The sequence below is a fragment of the Capnocytophaga sp. oral taxon 338 str. F0234 genome, from assembly GCF_000192225.1.
Classification (GTDB): Bacteria; Bacteroidota; Bacteroidia; order Flavobacteriales; family Flavobacteriaceae; genus Capnocytophaga.
The window spans coordinates 569,969-595,792 of sequence record NZ_GL872413.1; the positions used below are offsets into that span (position 1 = coordinate 569,969).

General features: G+C 41.6%; 23 protein-coding genes. 10 read left to right on the top strand and 13 right to left on the bottom strand.

Going from position 1 to position 25,824, the window contains the following annotated elements; all coding sequences use genetic code 11:
* Positions 1-3: 3 nt before the first annotated feature.
* From HMPREF9071_RS02700 to HMPREF9071_RS02710, 3 genes are all read right to left on the bottom strand, one after another.
* Positions 4-1,014: a virulence RhuM family protein gene (locus HMPREF9071_RS02700; protein WP_009745021.1), complete on the bottom strand. Its 1,011-nt coding sequence runs from the start codon at positions 1,012-1,014 to the stop codon at positions 4-6.
* Complete coding sequence (locus HMPREF9071_RS02705; RefSeq protein ID WP_009745022.1) at positions 1,014-3,488, bottom strand: M1 family aminopeptidase; 2,475 nt, start codon at positions 3,486-3,488, stop codon at positions 1,014-1,016. Before HMPREF9071_RS02705 ends, HMPREF9071_RS02700 begins: the two co-directional genes overlap by 1 nt.
* 166 nt (positions 3,489-3,654) lie before the next feature.
* Positions 3,655-5,688 (bottom strand): M13 family metallopeptidase, encoded by a 2,034-nt coding sequence (locus HMPREF9071_RS02710; protein ID WP_009745023.1) that lies wholly within the window; start codon positions 5,686-5,688, stop codon positions 3,655-3,657.
* Positions 5,689-6,082: 394 nt separating this feature from the next.
* Between HMPREF9071_RS02710 and HMPREF9071_RS02715 the strand changes: the two genes are divergently transcribed.
* The gene (locus tag HMPREF9071_RS02715; RefSeq protein ID WP_009745025.1) at positions 6,083-7,003 is read left to right on the top strand and encodes a wall associated protein; all 921 of its coding nucleotides are present in this window, start codon (positions 6,083-6,085) and stop codon (positions 7,001-7,003) included.
* 92 nt (positions 7,004-7,095) lie between these two features.
* Here the strand turns inward: HMPREF9071_RS02715 and HMPREF9071_RS02720 are convergent, their stop codons facing one another.
* The 4 genes from HMPREF9071_RS02720 to HMPREF9071_RS02735 all read right to left on the bottom strand — a co-directional run bounded on the left by HMPREF9071_RS02720 (position 7,096) and on the right by HMPREF9071_RS02735 (position 9,586).
* Positions 7,096-7,686, bottom strand: a complete 591-nt coding sequence (locus tag HMPREF9071_RS02720) for a TatD family hydrolase (protein WP_009745026.1) — start codon at positions 7,684-7,686, stop codon at positions 7,096-7,098.
* On the bottom strand, positions 7,676-8,158 hold the full coding sequence (locus tag HMPREF9071_RS02725; RefSeq protein ID WP_040358205.1) for a regulatory protein RecX: 483 nt from the start codon (positions 8,156-8,158) through the stop codon (positions 7,676-7,678). Before HMPREF9071_RS02725 ends, HMPREF9071_RS02720 begins: the two co-directional genes overlap by 11 nt.
* 2 nt (positions 8,159-8,160) lie before the next feature.
* The gene (locus HMPREF9071_RS02730; protein WP_009745028.1) at positions 8,161-8,604 is read right to left on the bottom strand and encodes a hypothetical protein; all 444 of its coding nucleotides are present in this window, start codon (positions 8,602-8,604) and stop codon (positions 8,161-8,163) included.
* Positions 8,605-8,677: 73 nt separating this feature from the next.
* Entirely contained in the window at positions 8,678-9,586 is a 909-nt protein-coding gene (locus tag HMPREF9071_RS02735; protein WP_009745029.1) for a ribonuclease Z, read from the bottom strand.
* A 340-nt stretch (positions 9,587-9,926) separates the two neighbouring features.
* Between HMPREF9071_RS02735 and bioB the strand changes: the two genes are divergently transcribed.
* A complete protein-coding gene (gene bioB / locus HMPREF9071_RS02740; RefSeq protein ID WP_009745030.1) occupies positions 9,927-10,994 on the top strand; it encodes a biotin synthase BioB in 1,068 nt (355 codons plus the stop codon).
* Positions 10,995-11,078: 84 nt separating this feature from the next.
* Positions 11,079-11,552, top strand: coding sequence for a CAP domain-containing protein (locus HMPREF9071_RS02745; protein ID WP_253908249.1), 474 nt, complete (start codon positions 11,079-11,081; stop codon positions 11,550-11,552).
* A 319-nt stretch (positions 11,553-11,871) separates the two neighbouring features.
* Here the strand turns inward: HMPREF9071_RS02745 and HMPREF9071_RS12650 are convergent, their stop codons facing one another.
* The 6 genes from HMPREF9071_RS12650 to HMPREF9071_RS02775 form a co-directional block, all read right to left on the bottom strand.
* Positions 11,872-12,039, bottom strand: a complete 168-nt coding sequence (locus HMPREF9071_RS12650) for a DUF5053 domain-containing protein (protein ID WP_009745032.1) — start codon at positions 12,037-12,039, stop codon at positions 11,872-11,874.
* A 99-nt stretch (positions 12,040-12,138) separates the two neighbouring features.
* Positions 12,139-12,711, bottom strand: coding sequence for a hypothetical protein (locus HMPREF9071_RS02755; RefSeq protein ID WP_009745033.1), 573 nt, complete (start codon positions 12,709-12,711; stop codon positions 12,139-12,141).
* Positions 12,712-12,911: 200 nt separating this feature from the next.
* Positions 12,912-13,424 carry a hypothetical protein gene (locus HMPREF9071_RS02760; RefSeq protein WP_009745034.1) on the bottom strand — a complete coding sequence of 171 codons (513 nt, stop codon included), beginning with the start codon at positions 13,422-13,424 and terminating at the stop codon, positions 12,912-12,914.
* A 227-nt stretch (positions 13,425-13,651) separates the two neighbouring features.
* Complete coding sequence (era, locus tag HMPREF9071_RS02765) at positions 13,652-14,530, bottom strand: GTPase Era (protein WP_009745035.1); 879 nt, start codon at positions 14,528-14,530, stop codon at positions 13,652-13,654.
* A 30-nt stretch (positions 14,531-14,560) separates the two neighbouring features.
* On the bottom strand, positions 14,561-15,319 hold the full coding sequence (gene yaaA, locus HMPREF9071_RS02770; RefSeq protein ID WP_009745036.1) for a peroxide stress protein YaaA: 759 nt from the start codon (positions 15,317-15,319) through the stop codon (positions 14,561-14,563).
* Positions 15,320-15,325: 6 nt separating this feature from the next.
* Positions 15,326-15,910: a thioredoxin family protein gene (locus HMPREF9071_RS02775; protein ID WP_009745037.1), complete on the bottom strand. Its 585-nt coding sequence runs from the start codon at positions 15,908-15,910 to the stop codon at positions 15,326-15,328.
* Between the two features lie 328 nt (positions 15,911-16,238).
* Between HMPREF9071_RS02775 and HMPREF9071_RS02780 the strand changes: the two genes are divergently transcribed.
* From HMPREF9071_RS02780 to HMPREF9071_RS02810, 7 genes are all read left to right on the top strand, one after another.
* Complete coding sequence (locus HMPREF9071_RS02780) at positions 16,239-17,567, top strand: c-type cytochrome (RefSeq protein ID WP_009745038.1); 1,329 nt, start codon at positions 16,239-16,241, stop codon at positions 17,565-17,567.
* An 88-nt stretch (positions 17,568-17,655) separates the two neighbouring features.
* Entirely contained in the window at positions 17,656-20,751 is a 3,096-nt protein-coding gene (locus tag HMPREF9071_RS02785) for a TAT-variant-translocated molybdopterin oxidoreductase (RefSeq protein WP_009745039.1), read from the top strand.
* A gap of 61 nt (positions 20,752-20,812) precedes the next feature.
* A complete protein-coding gene (nrfD, locus tag HMPREF9071_RS02790) occupies positions 20,813-22,213 on the top strand; it encodes an NrfD/PsrC family molybdoenzyme membrane anchor subunit (protein WP_009745040.1) in 1,401 nt (466 codons plus the stop codon).
* Positions 22,214-22,215: 2 nt separating this feature from the next.
* Positions 22,216-22,752 carry a DUF3341 domain-containing protein gene (locus HMPREF9071_RS02795; RefSeq protein WP_009745041.1) on the top strand — a complete coding sequence of 179 codons (537 nt, stop codon included), beginning with the start codon at positions 22,216-22,218 and terminating at the stop codon, positions 22,750-22,752.
* On the top strand, positions 22,749-23,330 hold the full coding sequence (locus HMPREF9071_RS02800; protein ID WP_009745042.1) for a cytochrome c: 582 nt from the start codon (positions 22,749-22,751) through the stop codon (positions 23,328-23,330). Before HMPREF9071_RS02795 ends, HMPREF9071_RS02800 begins: the two co-directional genes overlap by 4 nt.
* Before the next feature lie 23 nt (positions 23,331-23,353).
* Positions 23,354-24,592 (top strand): hypothetical protein, encoded by a 1,239-nt coding sequence (locus HMPREF9071_RS02805; RefSeq protein ID WP_009745043.1) that lies wholly within the window; start codon positions 23,354-23,356, stop codon positions 24,590-24,592.
* A gap of 219 nt (positions 24,593-24,811) precedes the next feature.
* On the top strand, positions 24,812-25,732 hold the full coding sequence (locus HMPREF9071_RS02810; protein WP_009745044.1) for a hypothetical protein: 921 nt from the start codon (positions 24,812-24,814) through the stop codon (positions 25,730-25,732).
* Positions 25,733-25,824 lie beyond the last annotated feature (92 nt).

Genomic DNA, 25,824 nt, shown 5'->3' on the forward strand with positions numbered 1-25,824 from the left:
TGGCTATTTTTTCCTTTTACTACTTGCTACTATATGCTTGATATCCTGATCCAATTGCTTAATGCTCTGAAAATGTTCTATCTCTCGTTGATGTTCCTTATAGCGCGTATATTCTTGAGTTGCTTTCTCTACGGCTAATTCGTGAGAGATAGTACCTGCATGTTCAAGAATATTCTTCTCATTCATAGTAAGTACTAAGCGGAGTTTCTGTATCCAGTCTCGCATATACATAGGCTTCTCGGCCAGTGCCTGTGCCTCTGCATAGGCAAGGAACTGTTCTACAATGAGTTTCAGCATAGTAATTTCCTCTTCATTTAAGTAGTTTTTTCCGATAAGAGCATCGGATTTGGTTACTTTTCCTTCTTTTTCTGTAGAGGTTAGTCCCATCATAGGAAGTTGCGCATTGGCACGATAGAAAAGCAATTCAGCAGCTGTCTTACCGCTTACTGCCCAAAGCAACTTGTTTTGTATCTCCTTATAAAATGCTATTGTCATTTTATCCGAAGGGTTATAGTCAATACTGGTAGCATAAATGTCCTTTATTTGTTGATAAAAGAGCTTTTCTGACAGACGTATTTCACGGATACGCCCTAAGAGTTCTTTAAAGTAGTTATAAGACGATCCTGTCTTAAACCGCTCATCATTTAGGACAAATCCCTTGATAATATATTCTTTCAGTCGCTGGGTTGCCCAAATACGGAACTGGGTACCTTGCTGAGATTTTACTCGATAACCTACAGAAATAATGACATCAAGATTATAATAATCTACTTGGTAAACTTTTCCATCGGTGGCAGTTGTTGCATATTCTGCAACAACTGATGAGATATCCAACTCTCCCTCTTCGAATACGTTCTTTATATGTCTGGAAATTGTGGACTTATCTCGTCCAAAGAGCATACACATCTGAGCTTGGGTTAGCCAGACAGTGTCTTGTTCAAAACGAACATCTATTTTGATACTCCCATCTTCAGATTGATAGATGAGCATTTGGTCATTATTGGCATTCTTCATTACTTTATCTTACTCTTTAGCTCCTCCAGCATTTGGATTTGCTCCTTTATAGCAGCAGTATCAGGGAGTTTTTTCTTTTGATCAATGCCCAAATCTATGACTTTCCAAAGAGCATGTTTTACTTTTTCGCCATTTTCTTCTTGGGTAAAGTCCTTGAGGGCTTTCTGCATAAGTTCCACCAGCGCCTTATTGTCCAAGCTCATCGCCCAAAGGTAGGCTTTCTTGAAATCAGTGGCTATCTGGGGATTATCTTCTTCAAGGAAGGGATAATTGACTAAATAAGGCATCAGAGTAGGGAGATACTGCTGCATCTGGTTATCAGCAATTACTCCCGCTAGACCTGAAAGTTCATCAATATCCAAATCCTTAGGGTTTGCCTTTTCCAAGAAATTCTTAGCCTGCTTGGGGTTGGTACGGGCTATGGCATTCAGGGCTGCATTTTTTACCGCACCTGAGGGGATGTTCAGGGCTTTTTCATAGAGAGAGGCATAGTGTTTGTTCTCTTTGGAGCCTGCCAAAAGCCATATAGCTGCCGATTTGGTCAAGTTTTCAGGATCGGAAGTAGCGAGTTTCTTTACCTGAGCCAACTCTTTTCGGCTAAGCGGATAGTCAGAGAGGCGTTCCAGAGCCGCATTGCGTACCTTGAAATAGGGATCATGGAGGGCAGCCAAGAGGACTTCCTTCCCTTCTGACTCCCCAAGTGCTGTTATTGCCTGCATACGACTCTTTAGATCTGGGGCATGTTGCACTTGGTAGAGGTATTCTTTAACTGTTTTTGGGTCTTGTTCTTCCATAAGGATCACCCCTTCAGGGTTGATATTGACTAAATCAGGAGCCTTGCTTATGGGGAAATTAAAAGTATTCTCCCCTCTTGCCTTCACCCATACGGTATGGCGGGTAGCTTTATTCTCTTGGTAGATATCTATATCCAAAGGGAATTGGAAGTACAGCTTTTCATCCTGTGTTTGGAGAATCCTTACAGAGAGTTGCTTCTTGTAGGCATCATATTGTTTTTCTACTTTCACCGTAGGGTTTCCATGGGAGAAATACCATTGATTAAAAAACCAGCTTAGGTCTTTTCCGCTTATTTTCTCAAGAGACAAACGCAGTTGGTGTGCTTCTCCCGTTCCATATTCGTTTGTTTTCAGGTAGTCGGTAATTCCTTGAAAGAAAGCATCATCGCCGAGATAGCGGCGGAGCATGTGCAGGATGGCTCCTCCTTTGTTATAGGAGACTAGGTCAAACATATCATCACGTACCTCATAGCCGAAGCGTACTAAGTCCTTCACAAAGTCATCATCACGATGTTGATACTGAAGGGTATTGTTGCTCAGATGATAGTCAGCAGCGTCCTTGCCATATTTGTGAGCGATCCAGAGGTATTCGCTATAATTGGCAAAGGACTCATTCACGGTAAGGTTTGCCCAGCTTTCAGTAGTTACCAGATCGCCAAACCAGTGATGTGCCAGTTCATGGGCGATTATTGGCTCCCAATAGTTTTGGTCATTCAGTGCATCGGCACCTTGGTAAGCACTCTCGGCATGGCTTACTGCGGTGGTGTTCTCCATAGCACCACTGACAAAGTCACGCACGATGATCTGAGCATATTTCGCCCACGGATAGTCATAGCCAAATCGCTCAGAGAAGAAAGTGAGCATCTGGGAGGTATGACCAAAAATTCGCTTGGCAAGGGGTTCGTATTCTTTCTCCACATAGTATTCCACGGGTACTTTGCCGCGCCAAGGAGTATCCTTAACTATCGTAAACTCACCGGCTGCCATGAAGAAGAGATAAGGGGCATGGGGCTTGTCCATTACCCAATGGTCAGTGCGTAAGTTGCCTTTCTTCTGGGAGTTTTTCAGCAGTCCATTGGAGAGGGTTACGAAGCTATCGGGTACGGTCATTTCTATTTCTTGGGTGGTTTTCTGGTTAGGCTTGTCAATGGTGGGGAACCAGCAAGAGGAACTTTCGGACTCCCCTTGCGTCCATATCTGGCGCATTGGTCCTTCGGGATTGTTCTGAGGATTGATAAAGTAAAGCCCTTTGGTGTCGGTAATAGCAAGGTTTCCCTTTTCAGTTACTTTTTCGGGCTGAGCGGTATACTTTATATATACGGTATAAGTTTCCCCTTTTTGGTAGGTTTTTGGGAGCTTGATACGGAGTACATCGTTCTTATAGTGATAAGGGAGGGGTTGTTGCTTGCCCTGCTGATCGAGGGCTACCTTGTGAATAAGCATTGCCTTAGCATCTAGGATAAGGCTATCGGACGGATAGAAGAAGGGGGCTGCAGTGAGCCATTCTTCTCCGCTTATGGTTTGATTAGCAAAATTGAAATCTACCCTGAGTTTGGTGTGCTTTAGAGCGGTTTTCTTCTCAGGGGTAGCACGGTATAGGCTTCTGCCAGAAGTATCGGTTTGTGCAAAGAGATAGCCCGTAGTGAGTATACTCAGGACTAATAGGAGTATCTTCTTCATAAAAGAATATTAAACGCACAAAGATACGATTTTTTAATGATTAATGGTTAATGATTCATGATTAATTACTCAGTTGGTTGTAAAGTTGGAGGGTTAAGTAAGCTGGTGCGAACTGCAAGTTCGTGCCAGCTTAGGGGAAACTTTTTCACCTTTTATCTATTTTATCCTACCAAATTTTCACCCTTTCTGCTGGTTTTTTATAGAGGCGGTCGCCTTCTTTTACGTTGAAGGCATTGTACCATTCGTCAATATTCACCAGAGGGGCGTAGGCACGGATAGCCTGTGGGGTGTGAGGATCTGTTTTTACTTGATTAATAAGATATTTTTCCCTTGCCACAGCGCGCCATACAGTAGCCCAAGAGATAAAGAAGCGTTGTTCTTGGGTAAAGCCGCTTATTTTACCTACTTTCCCATGATCCTTGAGGTAGAGCTGGAGAGCATCGAAGGCGATGTTCACCCCATCAAGGTCGGCGATATTCTCTCCACTGGTGAAGGTGCCGTTCACAAAATGTCCTTTTACAGGTTCATATTTGTCAAACTGAGCAGCGAGGGCTTGGGTACCTTTTTTGAAATTAGCCTTATCCTCGGGGCTCCACCAGTTTTCGAGGTTTCCGTAGGCATCGAACTCAGCCCCACTATCATCAAAGCCATGAGTCATTTCATGACCGATAACGGCGCCAATCCCTCCGAAGTTCACGGCGGGGTCTGCTTCAAAGCTAAAGAAAGGTTTCTGTAGAATCGCTGCTGGGAAAACAATTTCATTCCCTTGTGGGTTATAGTAGGCATTAACATTCTGTGGGTTCATTCTCCATCGGGATTTATCCACGGGTTTGCCTACATCGGCTAAGCTTTTTTGGTATTTCCAGGAGCGCATGTGAGCTATATTCTCAAAATAGGAGGCACGGGAGGCGGGTTCTATCACGAGCTTGGAGTAATCCGTCCAAGTATCGGGATAGCCTACTTTTACTCCCATTTTTTCCAATTTCACTAAGGCTTTATCCTTGGTCTGTTGTGACATCCAAGAGGCTTGTTTGATGTGTGTGGCAAAGCTTTTTTTAAGGTAACCGATAAGCAAAACCATTTCTTCCTTGGCTTTTGGAGGGAAATATTTCTCTACATACAGCTTACCGAAAGCCTCTCCTAATAACCCGTTGATAACTCCTAACGCACGTTTGTTCATGGGACGTTGTTCTTTGATTCCCTTAAGGGTGGTGCTATAGAAGCGGAAGGAGAGGTTATCCAACTCCTCATTAAGGGTATGGGTATTACTGGCAATGAGCTGTATTTTGAGGTAATCCTTAAGCAGCGGCAGATGAGCCATATTAACGAAATTGTCATATTCTTTGTAAAGGCGGATATCCCCTACAATCACTCTATCGGTGGAGACTCCCACGTTCCTTAGATAGAGGGGTAGGTTGAGGTTCTTCACCAGGGTAGAGAGTTCCTGTAAGGAAAGGGGATTATAGGTAATGTTGGGGTTTCTTCGCTCCTCATTGGTGAACATGAGCTGAGCGATACGGCTTTCAAAGTCAATGATTTGTTTTGCTTTTTCCTTGGGGTGTTCCTCCTTGATCAGTGAGAAGAGAGCGGTGAGGTACTCCTGATACTTAGATAGGGCTTTGGCATTGCTTTCGCTTTGTTTTTGGTAGTAATCACGAGCCATTCCTAAGGAGAAGCCACCGAGGTAAATGGCATTCTGCTGGGAGTTTTTCTTATCGGCACCGACTCCCCAAGGGCAGATAGGGTTTCCTCCCCGCCAAGTATCCTCTTCAAGATATCGTTGTAGGTCAGCGAGTGATTGTATTTGGCTAATTTGGTCAAACTGCTTTTGCAAAGGGGTGAGTCCGTCCGCATTACGGCGATTCCAGTCACGATAGGACTCATATAAGTCTTTAATCTTTTGTCCTTCAGAGCCTATAGGATAATTTTTCTTAAGGAGGTTTTCCAATAGGACAAGGCAGTTTTCATCCGTAATTTCACGGAGCATAGCGAAAGAGCCCCAGGAGGTTTTATCCGGAGGAATTTGAGCTGTTTTCATCCAAGAGCCATTGACAAAATTGTAAAAATCGTCCTGCGGGCGCACCGAGGTATCCATAGCGGAGAGATCAAGTCCGTGCTCTTGAGAGCTGTTTTTCTTTTGATTTTGAGAGCCACAAGATGCAAAGAGGGCTACAGAGGCAAGTAAAAAGAATTTTTTCATTAAAAAATAATTAGTGCACAAAAATACGAATAATAAATGATTTATAGTAAATAATTATGGATTATTTTTTTTCTTTTTCTATGAATTTTAGATTTTTTTGTATCTTTAGAAAGTGTGCTTTTCTCACCGAGAAAGGATTGTTTTTCCTTGAGTGAAGGCAAAGGCTATCTATCCCTATAGGCGCCCACAATACCTATTTTTTATTCTTATAGAAAGTATAAGAAAACCAGAACAGAAATATAAAATGAACCTATAAAATTTCAAAACGACCAGAAAAATGAAGTTTCCTAATAATAACTTACTTAATCACTTACTTAAATAATTTAACTGTATATTAACTATAAGATCCTGAGAAAATTCTTAATTTTGCCTATTGAAACTTAAATTAAATTATATGAAAAAAGTAATTCTAAGCCTTATGGCAATTGCTGCTTTTGTAGGATGCAGCAAGAGTAATAATGATGAAAGTCCCACAATACCCGAGGGAACCTACCCTAAGGAAATCACTTATAAGGATGGGAAAGAGAAAAAACTCTCCAAAGAAACCTTTAATATTCAAGATGGAAAGATACTCTCCATAGTTAAAGAATTTTATGGAAGAGATGGGGAAACGGTTGAAAAGAAAACTGTAAAAACCTTCTCCTATAATGGAGACCTTCCTACAAAGAGTGTTTATGAAGGAGACGGACAAGCTTATACAGAGGAATACGAGTATGAAAGTGGTAAACTGACTAAAAAGACTGTAACTTATGCAGGAGGAGGCAAGCCTACAGTAACTACTTATTCCTATGAAGGAGACCGCCTTATCAGGGAGGTTTTAGCAACTCCTATGAAATACTCAAAGGAGGGTCGAGAAGAGGAAGTAACCCAATATAATGAAAAGGATTTTGTTCATAGTGGAGAACGTGTTACTGTTAATGAAAAGAACTATACTAAGTTCAAGGATGGTAAAGAAAAGTATGTAAATACATTAACGAGTGTATTTACTATCCAAGGAGGAAACCTTATACATAGAAAAACAGAAAGTACTTCTCTTAAAGAAGAAGGAACATATACTTATGATGATAAGAAGAACCCTACCTTTTCAAATTTGAAAAAAATACTAACTCCCTCCTATTTTATGACTTCAGAAGGTTCTCGCAATAATATCCTTACAAAGGAGATTACTTCTAAAGCTGAGAATAAAGAGGAATCTAAGCAGAAGTATATTTATAAGTATACCTACAATGATAAGGGGTATCCTACAACCCGAAAAGAATACGAGGTCAAAGGAAGCGTAGAAGAGCATATAATGACTGAAGAGTATACTTATTAAAAGAGATTGTACAATTAATAGTGAAGGGGTGCGAGATTCTTGCAAAATCTCGCACTTTTGTTTTCTAAGGAATAGAGAGGCAATAGGTCAGATTAGGACTTGCTGTGGAGGAAGGTAAGAACCTCCTCAATGGGAGTGGGATCCTCATCTGTCTCAAGGAAATAATCTTCACGAGGGAGGATTTTTGCTAAGTGTTGTAGGCGAGTGTCATGGAGTAAGGCGGTACCAAAGGAAAGTTTAATTCCTACTCCTAAGAGCTGGTGTGCCAGAGCTTCGCTCTTACGGAAGCCATGGAGTATCCACAGTCCTGTAGCTCCTGTCTCTTTTCGTAGCCTAATAATCTCCCCGTAACTCCTTACACAATGAATAATAAGCGGCTTATGCAGCTGTTGGGCAAGGGAGATATGCCAGCGGAATACTTTCTCCTGCAGGGAGAGGGGAGCGGAAGCACGCTTATCCAAGCCACATTCGCCTATAGCAGCACAAAGGGGATGCGTGGCATGCTCAAGTACTTTTTCCCACTGCTCGGTACCATCTCCCACTATATAACAAGGATGAATGCCCACTGAGAATACACCCTGTTGGGGCGGCGTATCCTCAGGGAAGAGGTTCTGTACTTGAAGACTATTACGAGCCTTGTGGGTGTGGATATTGGGATAGGGGAATAAGGGATTAACGTTCATAAGGGAAGAGCTCTACTGCCTTTTGGTATACCCATGAGGATTCCCATCCTTTGTAGAGGAGGTAATCGGCGAGCTTACGGCGGGCTTTTTGGATATTTTTCTCAGAGATTGTACGGGCTTTTTTCTCAGCTAAGGTATCGAAGGTTTCTTCGTACTCCTCCTCTATTTCCTCCATAGCACATTGGATATTATAATGGGAGATATCTCGTATTTTTAATTCGTGGGTAATGCGTACCCGTCCCCACTTTTTAAAGTGAAATTTGCCCCTTGCATAGCTTCGAGCGAAACGTTCTTCATTGAGGTAATTCTCCTTAATGAGGTAAGCCATAATAGTATCTATAGCCTGAGGAATCATACGCATTTGGCGGAGCTTAGCCAATACTTCTTTATGGCATCGTTCCTGATAAGCACAGAAGCGTTCCATACGGGCTTTAGCCTCCTTAACGGTGTAGGTTTTTACGGTTTCTTCCATCATTAAAATCCAGTTGTCCAAGTTTTCCAAGGAAGCACTCCCAAGATAAGGAGCCATCCTAATCCATAGAAGATAAAAATACGCTTGAAAGCGCCCACATTGGTCTTCTGCTTTTTGTGTAGTACCCAGCCTATGGTAACAAGGGTTACTGCTACTATACCGAAAGGATGCTCTACAAGCATCTTTCTCAGGTAAGCATCCTGCATCACTCCCGCTCCCATGCTACTCCAATTTTGAAAGAGCGGTGTTACAAAGTAAAGGATCATTCCTAAAGTAACTTGTATATGGGTGAAAATGAGTGCAAAGAGGTGTATGCGTAGGTCTGTTTTGTTATAAGAGCGTTTCTGTAGGAGCCCAAAAAGAGCATTGACTGTGGCAAATAGGAGCATCACCAGTACGATATAGGCGGTGAGGGAATGCGCTGTTTTTATTAGTTGATAGAACATTTTATTTAAAGTGAAAAATGAAAAGTAAAGTCGCGTGAGCGAGTATATGAGTATAGTTAGTACATTTAATTTGCTATTCGAAATTGAATTCTTTTCCGTCCTCACTCAGGAGGGTATTGGTAAAAAGGGTTTTAGCTTCATCTTGGAAGACCCTCTTGTCCTTATAGCGAGAGGAGTAATGTCCCAGAATAAGGGTTTGTGCTTCTGCAGCTTTGGCTATTTGAGCGGCTTGTAGGGCAGTGGAATGCTTGGTGCGTTCTGCTAAGGCACGGTTGTCCTCAAGGAAAGTACTTTCATGGTAGAGTACTTGTACTCCTTTGATAATAGGTACTATTTCAGGGTGGTACAGGGTATCACTACAGAAGGCATAACTTTTTGGGGGAGCAGGAGGGAAGCTCAGCATCTCATTAGGGATACGCTCACCGGAATCCAAGATAACGTCCTTGCCATTTTTGATATTTTGGTAATAACATACATCAATTCCGAGGGTTTGTACGGCATCTACATTTAGCTTGCGTTCCTTGTTTTTTTCCTTAAAGAAGAAGCCATTGGCATAGATACGGTGGTCAAGGGGGATGGTAGTTACCGAGAGCTTATCATCCTCAAAAATCACCTCACTTTCCTGGCTCTCTAACTCATGAAAGTGTAGGGGGAATACCATGTGAGCTCCACTGACCTTCAGCAGTAGGAGCATCGCTTCTTTAGCCCCTTTTGGGGCGTGGATATGCAATTCTGCTTCCCTACCCTGAAGCTGAAAGGTAGAGATGAGTCCAGCCAAACCATAGAAGTGGTCACCATGCAGGTGGGAGATGAAGATATGCTTAATGCGGGCAAACTTGGTGCTGGATTGTCTGAGTGCCATTTGAGTCCCCTCCCCACAATCAATAAGAAAGAGGTGCCCGCGCATCTCCAAGAGCTGAGCGGTAGTACGAGCCTTCTCCCGAGGGGAAGCACTATGGCAGCCTAAAGTAGTTAGTTTCATTTCTCTGAAAGAGATTATAAGCTTTAAGAATTTCCGGCAAAGGTACAAATAATAATGAAAAACGAAAAGTGAAAAGTGAAAAACATAGTTAAGTGAAAAGTGAAAAATGGTGGACGTGAGCTAAAGTTGCTGAATACCTGCAAGAGAGGGAAAAACGAAAAGTGAAAAGTGAACAATAGTCAAGAGTGGGTTGTAAGAGATGCTTTTTATGTAGGAAAGATAACCTACTAATCATCAAGGAAATAAAGATTAGCGATTAACAATTAACAATTAATCAGTACTCAATACTCATTAAATTTTGTACTTTTGCCCTTTGTAACATTTCAAAAGAGAAGAACAGATGAATGAAATACGACATAACTGGACTTCGGAGGAAATCATGGCTATTTATAACAAACCTCTGATGGATTTGCTTTATCAAGCGGCTACTGTTCACCGGCAGTACCATGACCCTAATTCGGTACAGGTTTCTACCTTGCTTTCGGTCAAGACAGGGGGGTGTTCGGAGGATTGCTGCTACTGCTCTCAGTCCTCCCGCTACCATACCGATGTGGAGATAGAGCCTATGATGAGTATTTCTCAAGTGAAGGCGCAAGCCTTACGAGCCAAAGCCTCTGGGAGTTCACGTGTATGTATGGGAGCTGCTTGGCGCAATGTAAAGGATGGACCTGAATTCGATCAAGTATTGGAGATGGTACGTACCATCAATAAGCTTGATATGGAGGTGTGCTGTACCTTAGGAATGCTTACTGAAAATCAAGCAAAGCGCCTTTCAGAAGCAGGGCTTTATGCCTATAATCATAACTTGGATACCTCTGAGGACTATTATAAGGAAATAGTAACCACACGTAGTTATGAAGATCGTCTTAAGACTATTGATAATGTGCGCAAGACCAATATTACGATCTGTAGCGGTGGCATCATAGGTATGGGCGAGAGTCTGGAAGATAGGGCAAAGATGCTCGTTACCCTTTCCAGCCTTGATCCCCAACCAGAATCAGTGCCTATCAATGCCTTAATTCCTATCGCGGGTACCCCCCTTGAGGAGCTGCCACCGGTGGATATATGGGAGATGGTACGTATGATAGCTACGGCACGTATCGTGATGCCTCACTCCCAAGTACGTCTTTCGGCAGGGCGTACCCACATGAGCCGAGAAGGGCAAGCCTTATGCTTCTTTGCGGGTGCTAACTCTATTTTTGCTGGAGATAAACTTCTGACTACTCCCAATCCCGATATTAAGGAGGATATGCACATGCTCGAGGCACTGGGAATGCGTATGCAAAAACCTTTTGAGACACATCCGCAACCGGTAACGGTAGAGGCAGCGGATTCTCAAATTCCTGCTCTTGGGGAAAAACCAAAATGGTCAAGACCTAATAAAGGAAAAGTGAAAAGTGAAAAGTGAAAAATGATGGGCACGAGCTAAAGTTGCTGAATACCTGCAAGAGAGGGAAAAATGAAAAACATAGTTAAGTGAAAAATGAAAAAAATGATTTTATTAATAAGTGCATTGTTTTTTATGCAATGTTCTAAATCGGGCACCCCTTCAAATGCTCAAGAACCTTCCACAGAGGCAAGCACTATTGTGCGCTTGGTGAACCAATATCGGAGTAAGGTATGTGATTGTGGAGCTACCCCCTTCAAAGCAGTTCCTCAAGTGAAGTGGAGTAAGCGAATCTCGGAGGTTGCCCAGGCTCATAGTGAGGATATGGCACGGCGAGGGAAGCTGGATCATTATAGTGCTAATGGCGATGGTCCAGGGGCACGCCTAAGAAAGGCAGGTTACCGATGGAGCTTCTATACAGAAAACGTAGCACAAGGTAACCTTACCCCACAACAGGTGATGGAACTATGGATGAAAAGCCCTGCCCATTGTGCTAATATTATGAATGATAGAGTAAATGAGGTGGGAATAGGACATAGTGGTACTTACTGGACACTACTTTTTGGAAGTGAAAAGTGAAAAGTGAAAAGTGAGTAATGAAAGATTTTACTTTGTTCTAATGACGATGCAAAGATACAACTTTTTTGTAGCTATGTCAAGAAAAAAAGGATTGAGAAGTGTCCACCCTCTAATAAGTGAAAAATGAGTAATGAAAGATTTTACTTTGTTCTAATGGTGGTGCAAGTGTACGAATGTTTTTGAATTATCAATAGTTAGCATAGTTAATTGTTTTAAGCCATTGGTTTGTAATGAAAAAGCCCTCTTGTGGAGGGCTTCAGGTGTTAAATAAAATTCAGTTCATGACTACTGAATACCGTTTGCTGCACGGCGGATGTGCTCAGCTATCATATAAGGCACCTTGGAGTTGAATTTTTTTTGGCTCTGTAAAGCCTCTTTCTCCTTCATTATCCTCTCTTCCCTGCAATTTGTTATATATCCATGAAGAGGATTTACTAAAATAATCTTGAGACAATTTTTCCCAAGATACCTCGCATAACAATGTCATCTAATAGTTGTATCATTGTTCTTTTCTTTTTTGATGACTGTATCCATATATATTTTTTAGGATACCGTCCGGAAACTTTTCGGATAGCATCCTAAGGTGTTATTTTTTAGAATTTGCATTTTTCTTTAAGATATTATCCCCTTTGAGGATATAATATGTTCTTTTTATTGGATTTTTGTTTTCTACAAGATCTTCCCATTTGTCCAAAGAGGTATCATTTTTCTGTTCCCATTTTTTCCCATTGAGGAGTACTTCTTGAACCTCAGGGACAGCACAACATCTTTTATTAGAGAGAAACTCTCCTTTGATGGTGATATTGATCACTTGGTCAGGAGTTTCTAACCGATATAATTCTTCTCGCTTACCCAGTTTTCTTTTTATGTCATTAATTACTGAGAAGGAATAACCTATATAATTGGTATTTCTAATAGGCTTATAAAAAGACTTTCCATATCCTTTGCCTATTTTAGTATCTAAAATCTCACCTGTTTTAGCAATTTTATGCAAGGTTGCATTTGCTAAAAAATCCTCATACTTTTTATCTGCATAAAAAGTAAAATCTTCAAAAGGCTCTCCACAGCATGGGGAAGTTTCGTCATTGTTATTTTTATTATCCTTATGACAGGCAACCAAGCTTACCATAACAAGGAATAGGTATATCAACTTTTTCATAATGAGCAAGATTAATGTATGTTAACAATCATTTTAATACTTCTTTCTTTAGTAAAGGTGTTTTCCTGCTACAAAATTATAATAAAAAAGTGTGAAAAACAATAGGGATTTTAAAAAAAGTATAAAATATTATAAATAAAAAAATACTCCCAAAATATATGCTTTTAGGAGTATGAATTTTAGTTTTTGAAAGTTTTAAATTAGCCGATAGTATTATTTACTTCATTGACTAAGTGAGAGATAGCATTATTGGAAGGAGTGGGTTTGTTCACGAATTCAGAGATAATGGCTTCTTGTAACTTAATAGCATCGGTAATGGCAGGGTCGGAAGCGATTTTGTGGATGATTTGTAAGGTAGCATTCTTACTAAGGAGGATGACATTCCACAGGTTCTCACTTACGAAAATCTGCTGGGTGATGTTATGTTCGTACTCTGCATTGATGTGTTCAATCAGGAGCAGTTCATAGGCTTGCTTATCAGAGGAGGCAGGAGCCACACGTAGGGCGAGCTTCTGAGGGCTTGTACGGTCAAGGAGTAATACTAAGCGTTCGTATGCCTGTAGTCGCAAGGGGAGTGCTTCCTTTTGAAGGTCTTTGATAAGGTGCCAACGGCGTTTTTTGTCTTCATTCTTGAAATATAATAGAAAGAAGAAGTAAGCCATCACAGCAACGATCACTGCAGGTAGGCAATAAGAGAGTATTTGTATAAACATAAGAATCAATAATTAAATTCAATAATGAGAGATAAACAGTGAAATTTTTTAGTTTTCAAGGGATATAAGCCCTATTCCCTTAAACATACGCTTATGTGTTAAGTTTAAGAGCTAAGACAGCACAAAAGTAGTAAAAATAATTGAATAACAAAGCAGCGCCTAAAAAGTATTTTAGGGATTCTATTTTTTAAAAAGGAGCCTTGTTCTTCTAGGAGCTATTTTTTGTTTTACTGTGTATATCCAAAGCGCTTAAGCTGTTTGAGGTCAGAGCGCCAATTCTTATTAACCTTCACGTAGAGTTCCAAGTGTATTTGCTTACCGAAGAATTTTTCCAGATCATATCGGGCTTGGATACCTACCTTTTTGAGAGCTTCTCCCTTGTGTCCGATGAGGATTCCCTTTTGGCTATCCCGCTCTACCATAATGATACTTCGGATACGGATGATATGTTCCGTTTCGGAGAAGGTTTGCGTTTCCACCTCTACTGAATAAGGGACTTCCTTCTTATAGTTGAGAAGGATTTTTTCACGGATGGTTTCATTGACAAAAAATCGTTCAGGCTTATCGGTAAGCTGGTCTTTAGGATAGAAAGCCGGGGAGGGTGGGAGTAGTTCCAGTAGGCGATGGAAGAGAGGTTCCACATTGAAGTTCTCCAAGGCAGAGATAGGATATACTTCCGCTTTTGGGACTTTTTCTTGCCAGTAGGAGAGGGCTTGCTTTACAGAAGGTTCATCAGAGCGGTCTATCTTGTTCACCAGTAGCAGAATAGGGACTTTAGCTTCATTTATTTTCTTGAAGAATTCCTCATCCTTGAGATCTTTTTCGCCTATTTCCACCATATAGATAAGGATATCTGCATCCTCGAAGGCATCCCTTACAAAATCCATCATGGAGGACTGCAGTTGATAGGCTGGCTTGATGATGCCAGGAGTATCGGAGAAAATCATTTGGAAATCCTCTCCGCTGACAATTCCAAAGATACGATGGCGGGTGGTTTGTGCCTTAGCGGTAATAATAGAGAGCCTTTCCCCTACAAGGGCATTTAGGAGGGTGGATTTCCCTACATTAGGGTTTCCAATGATATTAATAAATCCAGCTTTGTGCATAACTTAAAAAGCAAAGGTTAATGATTTATTTCATTTGATGAAGACCAGTTCGTTATCCTTAGAGTATTTTGGGTCAAAGCAATATCCATCAGTATGGAATCCTTTGAGTTCCTCTACAGAGGTAATCTTATTCTGGGCAATGTAGCGTACCATTTGTCCGCGTGCTTTTTTGGAATAGGAAACAATGGTTTTGAGCGTACCATCCTTCCAGTTCTTAAAGACAGGGGTTATGATGGTTGCTTTGAGCTTTTGGGAGTCAATAGCTCTGAAATACTCTGTGCTGGCAAGGTTTACAAAGAGTTCTCCCTCATGGAGTTCCTCCTTGAGGGCGAGGGTAATCTTCTTTTTCCAGAAATCATATAAGTTACGTGATTTTCCAACGAGGAGTTTTACATTCATTTCCAAGCGATAAGGAGCAATGAGGTCTAAGGGCTTGAGCAGTCCGTAGAGCCCAGAGAGGATTCGTAGGGAGGACTGTAGCTGTTCGATCTCTTCTTTTTTAAGGCTGTAGGCGTCAAGATTTTCATATACGGTACCTGCATAAGCGAAGATTGCCTGACGGGCATTTTCTACCGTGTGAGGGAGGGAGAAATCCTCATTGCGTTCCCAGTTGAGCTGTGCCAGGCTCATGGAGATATTCATTTTCTTGGATAGTTCCTTAGGGGAGAGCTCTTCTAAAACCTTGTGTATCTGAGCAACCTCCTTTTGGAAGATGGGTTGAGAGTTTTCTTTTACAGGAAGAGAAGAAATGAAGTTCAAAGTTTTTGCAGGAGAAATGATCATCTTCATAAGCGTTTATTTAAGGAGTTCTATAAGGTCATTGATAATGCTTTGTCCTTTATCCTGGTTGTACCATTTTTGTAGGTTTTCTTTGAATTCAGGAGAGAGCTTTCCATGTTCTTTTTTGTAGGTTTCCACCATTTGAGTAGCCACTTTTGGGCGAGGTCCCCACACATGGAGTACCTCAAGGGTATTGCTGTCCAAGATGATAAGGATAGGAATCGCCATGGCTCCATTGGTAAGGAATTGGCTCATAAGGTCATGGTTATCATCACGGAGGACAATTCTTAAGTGGATAAGGGGGTTGCTTTGTGCGATTTTAGCCAGTACAGGGAGAATCTGAGCGGCATCGGCACACCAGCATTCGGAGATGACCAGCCATGTTTGTTCCTTTGTGATATGGGCAAAGAAAGCCTGTTGTTCTTCAGTGAGTTCTAAGGTGTTATCTATACGTTTGATGCGTTGGCGATTGAGTTTGGTGAGAGAGACCATGAACTCGGATTGGTCGGTTCCGGTGGTTTTTCCTTGTAAAAGGAGGCTATCCATAAGGTTTTTGTAAGCCTCGTAAGAAAAGGCATTGTTAAGACTTTCTTTTATCATAAGAATGAATCATTAATTATACAGGGACAAAGGTACGAATTTTTAGTGAAAAGTGGAAAGTGGAAAGTGAAAAATGGGTCGCGTGAGCGAGTATGTGAGTGAAGAGTGAAAGATAATATATAGCCAGCGAATGTCATTTATTATTAAAAAAAGACCTTCTTCTCTATTATTATTTAGACTTTTTACAAATTAAGTCTAATAAATAAAATTTTTTTTTAATTTCATTAAGATGTTATATTTTTGCACCGTGATAACATACCTAAAAGTATTTTATTAGGGATGCACTATAGAAGGAAGATAATTTTTCATTTTTAAATAGCTTTTTTATATGAAAAAGAGTAAGAACCATAAGGGGAATGCACTGCGGGCGATATGGCTTTTGGCAGTGTTTTTTCCTATATACTTATTTGGACAAGAGGCTTCAGGCGACCCGGTGAAAGGGAAGGACTTGTTCAAAGCCAACTGCGCCGCTTGCCATAAGTTAGAAGGGAAACTGGTGGGACCTCCTCTTGGGGGGATCACTGAAAAGAGGTCTGCTGAATGGTTGCACAAATGGATTAAGAATAGTAAAACCTTAATTGATGCAGGTGATAAGGACGCTGTAGCCGTTTTTGAGGAGTATAATAAGGTACCTATGCTCGCTTATGAGACGATCCTTTCCGATCAAGATATAGACAATGTACTTGCTTATGTAACAGACCCCAGCAAGGCAGAGGCTGCAGCTACTCCAGCGGCTCCAGCTACAGACCAAGCTACCGCAGGCACGGCTACTTCCGGTGGTGATACGCCGGCTCCTGTTGCTAAGGAAAAAGGTAAAGGCTCCCTTATGTTGGTACTGCTTCTTGGCTGTGTGGTATTGCTCTTGGTATTCGTGTTTGTGATTATAAAGTCCAACCGAGAAATTCGTAAATTAGCTAAGGAGAATAACAGTGAAGCGTATCTCAAGCAGAGTAAGTACTATCCTTTGTGGAATATATTTGTCAAGAACAAAATTATAGTAGGGACGCTTATTGTTGTGCTTTTCTTCTCCTCTACCTATTTTGCTTTTGGCTACCTCATGCAAGTGGGGATAGACCAAGGATACCAGCCTATTCAAGAGATTCATTACTCCCACAAAATCCATGCGGGAGATAACCAGATAGATTGTAAGTTCTGTCACTCAGCAGCACGTACTTCCAAGACTGCAGGGATTCCTTCGCTTAACGTGTGTATGAACTGCCATAAAACGATTGATGAATATACCGGACCTGTAACGGCTGAATATACTAAAGAGTTCTATGATGGGGAAATTAAAAAGCTATATGATGCTGTAGGCTGGGATGCTGAAAATGCTCGCTATACAGGGGTACAGAAGCCTGTGAAATGGACACGTATTCATAACCTTCCTGACCATGTGTACTTTAATCACTCTCAACATGTTACCGCAGCTAATATTGCTTGCCAACAGTGTCATGGAGATGTACAAACGATGGAAGTGGTTGAGCAACATGCTCCCCTTACTATGGGCTGGTGTATTAACTGTCACCGTACTACCAATGTAGATGATGCCAATCCTTATTATGAAAAGATACATGAGCAATTGGCTAAGAAATATGGTAAAGAAAAACTCACCATCGCTGAACTCGGTGGTTTAGAATGTGGTAAGTGCCACTACTAATAATGTTTAATGATTAACGCCGATAATAATTAATTATGGAATCATTAATCATTAATCATTGATCATTAACCATTAATCATTGAAATTTATGTCATCAGAAAAAAAATATTGGAGAAGTGTAGAGGAATTGGATACAGAGAATCCTGTGGTAGAGCAAATTCATCAGAATGAGTTTGTGGATAAGCTCCCTACGCTCTATTCAGGCGAGCACGAATTTTTATCCAACAAGGAGGTGATGGAGGAATCCTCCACCACGCGTAGGGACTTTCTCAAGTATGTAGGATTCACCACAGCAGCAGCAGCATTGGCTGCCTGTGAAGGACCTGTACATAAGGCAATTCCTTATGTGGTAATGCCCGAGGAGATACGTCCAGGAATTCCAGACTACTATGCTACTACTATGGCGGATGGGTTTGACTTTGCTTCTGTACTGGTGAAGACCCGTGAGGGGCGCCCTATCCGAGTGGAGAATAACCGAGAAGCAACCTATCGTGGTTGTGGGAATGCGCGTGTACAGGCTTCCGTACTTTCCTTGTATGATAGTCTGCGAGCCAGAAACCCACAGCGGGGATCAGAGAATATCACTTGGGATACCCTTGATAGTGCTGTGATGAAAGCCCTAAATGAGGCACAAGCACAGGGAAAGCAAATCGTCCTTTTAACCGGTACTCTTGCTAGTCCCTCTACAGAAGGAATCATTAAAGAATTTACTGAAAAATATCCCAATACCAAGCACGTACAATATGATGCTGTTTCAGAGGAAGCAGCGGTACTTGCTTTTGAAAAGAAATATAGCGTTCGTGCCTTAGCGGATTATGATTTTTCCAAGGCGGAAGTGATTATTTCCTTTGGAGCAGATTTCATTGCCGATTGGCAAGGAGGGTATGAAGAGGATTATGCTAAGGGACGTATTCCTACTAAGGAAGGCAAGATGTCCAAACATTACCAGTTTGAGAGTAATATGTCGCTCTCTGGTGCTAATGCGGATGTACGTATAGCCCTAAAGCCTTCCGAGCTAAAGATCGCTTTAGCTAAGTTCTATGGGTATCTTACAGGGAAGACCGTAGGGGGGAACTTACCTGAGCGTGCTGATGCAGCCGTGAAAAAAGCTGCTGAGCAAGCCCAAAAAGCCGCTGGTAAGGCGGTCGTGGTAACTGGAATTCAGGACGTGAATGCGCAAAGTCTCGTGCTTGAAATCAACGAGGAGGTACTCCATAGTGTTGCTTTGTGTTATGAAACTCCTGTGTATATCCGTCAAGGAAATGCTGCTGATCTCAAGCAGCTCCTAACCGATATGAATGCGGGCAAAGTAGGGGTGCTTATTACTGCTAATGTGAATCCGCTATATACCCTATCCGCATCTGATGCAAAGGCTTTTGAAACCGGTCTTAGCAAAGTGGCAACTTCAGTCGCTTTTTCACTTCGTGGAGATGAGACCGCCTTAAAGACCACTTACCTTGCTGCAGCGCCTCATTACTTGGAATCTTGGGGAGATATCTGCATGAAGGAGGGGTATTATTCCCTTATGCAACCCACTATTCGTCCACTCTTTGACACCCGTCAATTACAAGAAGCTTTGCTTAAGTGGAGTGGTAAGGATGCTAATTATTATGAATACTTAAAGAATTACTGGAAGACAAACCTACTTAAGGATGGTTATGCTTGGGAGAAAGCTCAACATGATGGTTTTTATTCTTATGAGGAAGTGAAGAGGTCAGAGAAATCACTTATTTTGGATACAGCGCCTATGCTGGCAGCCCTTACCGCAGCTTCTCAAGAAGGATTTGAACTCACGCTATATACCAATACGGGGCTTGGTGATGGACAACAAGCTAATAATCCTTGGTTGCAGGAATTGCCAGACCCTATTACCCGTGTAACCTGGGATAACTACCTTACCATGTCCGCCAGTGATGCTAAAGAACTTGGCATCAAGAATTGGCATGTAGCTAATGGTGCTTTGGATGGAGACTATGCTGAGATTCAAGTAGGAGAGGTAAGGCTTAAGGTACCTGTTCTGATCCAACCAGGACAGGCAAAAGGTTCTGTAGGGCTTGCCTTTGGTTACGGAAGAAAGGCAGGCATGAAGAAAGAGATGCAAATAGGAGTGAATGCTTACACCCTTTACAACAACTACAACAACGTACAGCCCGTTACTTCTATTAGGAAAGCAGAAGGCACTCATGAATATGCTTGCGTACAGCTTCACAATACCCTTATGGGTCGTGGTGACATCATTAAGGAGGCAACCTTAGAGGAATTTATCACGAAGGATGCTAAAGAATGGAACAAGAAACCAGAAGTCTCCTTAGATCATAAGGAAGTGAAAGCCACCTCCGTAACCTTGTGGAAAGAATATGACCACAGTACGGGTCATTTCTTTAACTTGGCGATAGACCTGAATGCATGTACAGGGTGTGGCGCTTGTGTAATAGCCTGTCATGCTGAGAATAATGTGCCTGTAGTAGGGAAGAGTGAGGTAAGGCGTTCCCGCGATATGCATTGGTTACGTATTGATCGTTATTATTCTTCAGAAGAGACCTTCGATGGAGACCTTCAGAAGGTAGAAGGGATAAAAGGATTAGGCGCTGCTCTTACCACTTTTTCAGAGATGGAGACCCCTTCGGACAATCCGCAAGTGGTGTTCCAGCCTGTGATGTGCCAGCAGTGTAATAATGCTCCTTGTGAGACCGTATGTCCTGTAGGGGCAACCTCTCATGGGGTACAGGGACAGAATCACATGGCTTACAACCGTTGTGTAGGTACACGCTACTGTGCGAACAACTGTCCTTATAAGGTACGTAGGTTCAATTGGTTCCTATATAGTAATAATAATGAATTTGATTATTACATGAATGACGACTATGGTAAGATGGTACTCAACCCTGATGTAGTGGTACGTTCTCGTGGTGTCATGGAGAAATGTTCTTTCTGTATTCAGGAGACTCAAGCGGTTATTCTTCGTGCTAAGCGTGAGAATCGTGAGGTAAAAGTAGGTGAGTTCAATGATGCTTGTGCTTGTTCCTCCGCCTGTGGTACAGGAGCGATGACTTTTGGAGATATGAACAATCCAGAGGATCCTATTGTAGCCTTAAGTGAGGATAAGCGTATGTACCACCTATTAGAGCACATAGGTACCCGTCCTAATGTATTCTATCAAGTAAAAGTAAGAAACAGCGATTAATGATTAATTTATAACGATTAATGATTAATAATTAATAATTAACAATTGATAATTAAAAAATATGGCATCGCATTACGAAGCACCTATACGAAATCCGCTAATAGTAGGAGATAAGACCTACCATGATGTTACTGTGGATGTTGCGCGCCCTGTGGAGGGGAAAGCCAATCGTCTGTGGTGGATAGTATTCTCTGTAGCCTTAAGTGCCTTTTTGTGGGGTTTGGGCTGTATTGTCTATACGGTATCCACTGGGATAGGCGTTTGGGGACTTAATAAGACCGTAGGTTGGGCATGGGATATCACCAACTTTGTATGGTGGGTAGGGATCGGTCACGCCGGTACACTTATTTCCGCCGTATTGTTACTTTTCCGTCAGAAATGGAGGATGGCTATTAACCGTTCAGCGGAGGCGATGACGATCTTCTCAGTAGTTCAGGCGGGTATTTTTCCGATTATCCACATGGGTCGCCCGTGGCTTGCCTACTGGACAATGCCCATCCCGAATCAGTTTGGTTCCTTGTGGGTAAACTTTAATTCGCCTTTGTTATGGGACGTATTTGCTATTTCCACTTATCTTTCTGTATCCTTGGTATTCTGGTGGACAGGTTTGCTTCCTGATTTTGCTATGTTGCGAGATAGGGCGGTGAAACCTTTTCAGAAGAAGATATATAGCTTGGTGAGTTTTGGTTGGAGTGGAAGGGCGAAGGACTGGCAGCGTTTTGAGGAAGTTTCCTTAGTATTAGCTGGCTTGGCAACCCCCTTGGTGCTTTCAGTGCACACCATTGTATCCTTTGACTTTGCCACCTCAGTAATCCCAGGTTGGCATACCACGATCTTTCCGCCATACTTTGTCGCAGGGGCGATATTCTCAGGGTTCTCTATGGTGAATACATTGCTTATTATCATGCGTAAGGTAAGCCATTTGGAGGATTATATCACCCTTCAGCACATTGAACTGATGAACTTGGTGGTAATGATTACCGGTTCTATTGTAGGATGTGCTTATATTACAGAGCTTTTTGTATCTTGGTATTCTGGGGTAGAATATGAGCAATATACATTCCTTAACCGAGCTACAGGTCCTTACTGGTGGGCATATTGGATGATGATGTCCTGCAATGTGTTCTCACCACAGTTCATGTGGATAAAGAAGTTACGTCGTAGTATTCTTTTCTCCTTCTGTATATCCATCGTAGTGAATATAGGGATGTGGTTTGAGCGTTTTGTGATTATAGTAACCTCTGTGCATAGGGATTACCTACCTTCCTCATGGACAATGTTTTCTCCTACCTTTGTTGATATAGGGGTGTATGCAGGTACCATAGGTTTCTTCTTTGTGCTTTTCCTTTTGTATGCGCGTACTTTCCCAGTGATAGCGCAAGCCGAAGTAAAATCCATCCTGAAATCCTCTGGAGAGAAGTATAAAAAATTAAGAGAAGCGAACCCAAATAATTCCCATTAGTTATGAATAAGAAAGTAGTACAAGCAATCTATAATGACGATGACGTTCTTTTGGACGCTGTAAAGAAAGTACGAGGAGTGAACCTCAAGATAGAGGAGGTATATACACCGTTTCCGGTACATGGATTGGACGAAGCGATGGGACTTAAGCATACTCGCCTTGCTATAGCCTCCTTCATATATGGTTGTATAGGGCTTGTAGTGGCTGTATTGATGATGAAGTACATTATGATAGATGACTGGCCACGTAATATAGGAGGAAAGCCTAATTTCACCTATATAGATAACCTGCCTGCCTTTATTCCTGTAATGTTTGAGATGACCATTTTCTTTGCAGCGCACCTTATGGTTATCAGTTTTTATATGCGCAGTAAGTTATACCCTTATAAGAAGGCAGAGAATCCTGACCCACGTACTACCGATGACCATTTTCTAATGGAAGTGGAAAGTACAGGCAATGAGCAAGAGCTTGTAAAGTTCTTGGAAGAGACAGGTGCCATAGAGGTAAAAATAGCAGACAAAAAAGCCATTGAGATATGAAAAAGATATATATACTTGCCCTATTGGTAGGGGGTCTTTCGCTTACTTCTTGTTTTCACAAGGATAAGCCGAACTACCAATATATGGCAGATACCGATATGTACTTTCCTGTGGGTTATGAGACCTATCAGGAGATTCCCCAGGGCAATACAGCCTTCAAGGGGAATATGGAGGCACAGCTCCCTCCAGAGAATACCATCAAGCGAGGGTGGATGCCCTTTGCGTATCCTAATACCAATGAGGGCTATGAGGATGCTAAGGCAAACCTAAAGAATCCGCTCCTTGCCGATAGTTTAGCGATAAAAGATCACCTTAAGGAAGGGGCTGCCCTATATAACATCTATTGTATGGTATGTCATGGTTCAGAAGGAGATGGACAAGGAATCTTAGTGAAACGTGAGAAATACTTAGGAGTTCCTAACTATAAGGATAGAGAAATCACACAGGGGAGTATCTACTATGTGATTTATCACGGGCGTAATGCTATGGGGTCTTATGCCTCTCAGATTACTGAGAAGGAGCGTTGGCAAGTAGCCTTATATGTAGAAGAACTTCGTAATAAACTCTTAAATAAATAACCCACTTAATAGAAGAAGAAATTATGTATTCGTTTTCAGGAAAAATCAAATTAGTAGCCATCCTCAGTATGGTAGTGGGGCTTTTAGGTATTGGCTATAGCTTTATAGCTGCGCCGAGCACAGTGGAGGCATTGGGAGTACCAGCAGGAGGAGATGCTGCCCACGCTGAACATGTATTACAACTATTGAAGAATAAGCCATGGGCGGCGCTTTATGTAGCAGCCTTATTCTTTATGCTTATAAGCTTAGGGGTGTTGGCTTTCTATGCCATTAACCGAGCTGCACAGGCGGGATGGGCACCCATCCTCTTTAGGGTGATGGAAGGAATCACAGGCTATTTGCCTGTGGGGGCACTTATTTTCTTTGTTCTATTGGTGCTTTCAGGGCTTCATTTGAATCATCTTTTTATCTGGATGGATCCGCAAGTGGTAGCGCATGATACGGTGATACAGGGCAAAACAGCTTATCTGAATGTACCCTTTTTTCTTATAAGAACTGCCATATATCTATTAGGATGGATAGGCTACCGACAAATTACTCGTAGGCTTTCTAAAGCACAAGACCAGGCAAGCGATAATCGTCCTTTTGTGAAGGCATTTAAGTGGTCAGCAGGTTTCTTGGTGTTCTTCTTAGTTACTGAATCCATGATGTCATGGGACTGGATTATGGGGTTAGACCCTCATTGGTTCAGTACCTTATTTGGGTGGTATGTGTTCAGTAGCTTTATCACCGCTTCTATAGCAGCGCTTATCTTGGTTACGATCACCCTTAAAGGACAAGGTTACTTAGAACATGTGAATGATAGTCACTTACATGATTTAGCTAAGTATCTTTTTGGGTTCTCTATCTTCTGGGCATATCTTTGGTTCTCCCAGTATATGTTGTATTGGTATTCCAATATTCCTGAGGAGGTTACCTATTTCATCACACGGTTGAATGATTTTGAGCCCGTGGTATTGGGTATGCTTGCTATTAACTTTCTTTTGCCATTGCTTATTTTGGTAGATTCAGATATCAAGCGCAAGCCATGGGTGATAGGTATTATGTCGGTGGTAATCCTTGCCGGACATTATTTGGATTTCTATAATATGATTATGCCTGCTACTGTGGGCGACCAATGGAGTATAGGCATAGGAGAGATAGGGAGCGTAGTGTTCTTCTTTGGACTGTTCACTTATGTTACCTTCCTTACCCTCACCAAGGTGCCATTGATAGAGAAAAGACACCCACTGATGGGCGAAAGCGAACATTTTCATTATTGATAAATATTTTCTAAGAATAAGGAATGAAAAATAGATTACTTTTTCACTTCTTTTTTATTTTAACATTTCTTCTGTTTGTGCATAAAAACATACATTTCATGTCCTGAGAAGGATATTTTTATGGTAGGGAAGAATAAAAAGCATATCTTTGCATCGTGAAAGAGAATAATCTTGCAATAAGCAATAAATACTGTAATCTTATAACTTAATAATCATATTATGAAGAAATTTTTTCTATGTGCAAGTATAGCTCTTATAGGAGTGGCTTGCAGCAAAAGCAATGATGATGATCCTCAAAGTTCTGTGGTAACTCCTAAAGAAAAAACCACAGGTCAGGACAGGTTCAACCAAGTGAAGACACTTTATACCACCAATGACAAAGGACTTGTTACTAAAGTAGAGAAAAAGACCATTCGCGCAGGTCAAGAGGTGCCTTCAGAGAAAATTACTCAGGAGATTTCCTATTCAGAGGGTGAGACACGCCCTAACAAGATTGTTTACCAAGATAGTCGTGGGAAGGCTACTATGGAGTATTCCTATAATGGAGAAGGACAGATTACTCACATGAAGAAAACGGTTGAGATTGTCAATGGGAGCACCACTACCAAGACGGTAGATTTTGAATATAAGAAAGGCAGACTCTCCGCAGAGGTTTATAAGGAGGATTTGCGTGAGGTAAAATATACCTACCCTGATGCCAATACCGTAGTGGCTACCGAAGGAAATCCCGATGATACGAGTGTTAATACTCTTTTCACACGTACTACTTATACCCTTAAAGGAGGTATAGTAGAGAAAACTTTAGAGGAAAAAGGAAACGGGGGGAAGGTAAATCACAGTGTAGAGAGAACCTATGAGTATGACCCTGCAGTGAAAGAACCTGAGCGCAGTACGGTGTTCGACTATTTGAATAATACGCTTGATCCAAATATAGGGGTTCCCACAAGGGTAGGTGCCAAATCCCAACAAGCTCTTAAGAGCGTAACTAATCAGATGAAAGATATGACTCATGTCATAGCACCTAGTAAAACAACCTATGAATATGAAGTGGATGACAAAGGGTATCCTACCAAAGTAACCGAGACTACAACACAGGATGGAAGAGAAATCTCAAAATCCACTTACAATTATAGTTATTAAGAGTTAGCCGTTGAAGGCTAAAGGGTGATAAAAGAATTTTAGTGATCCAAAGGGCGAGCAATGAATTTTTCATTGCTCGCTTTTTCTTTTCT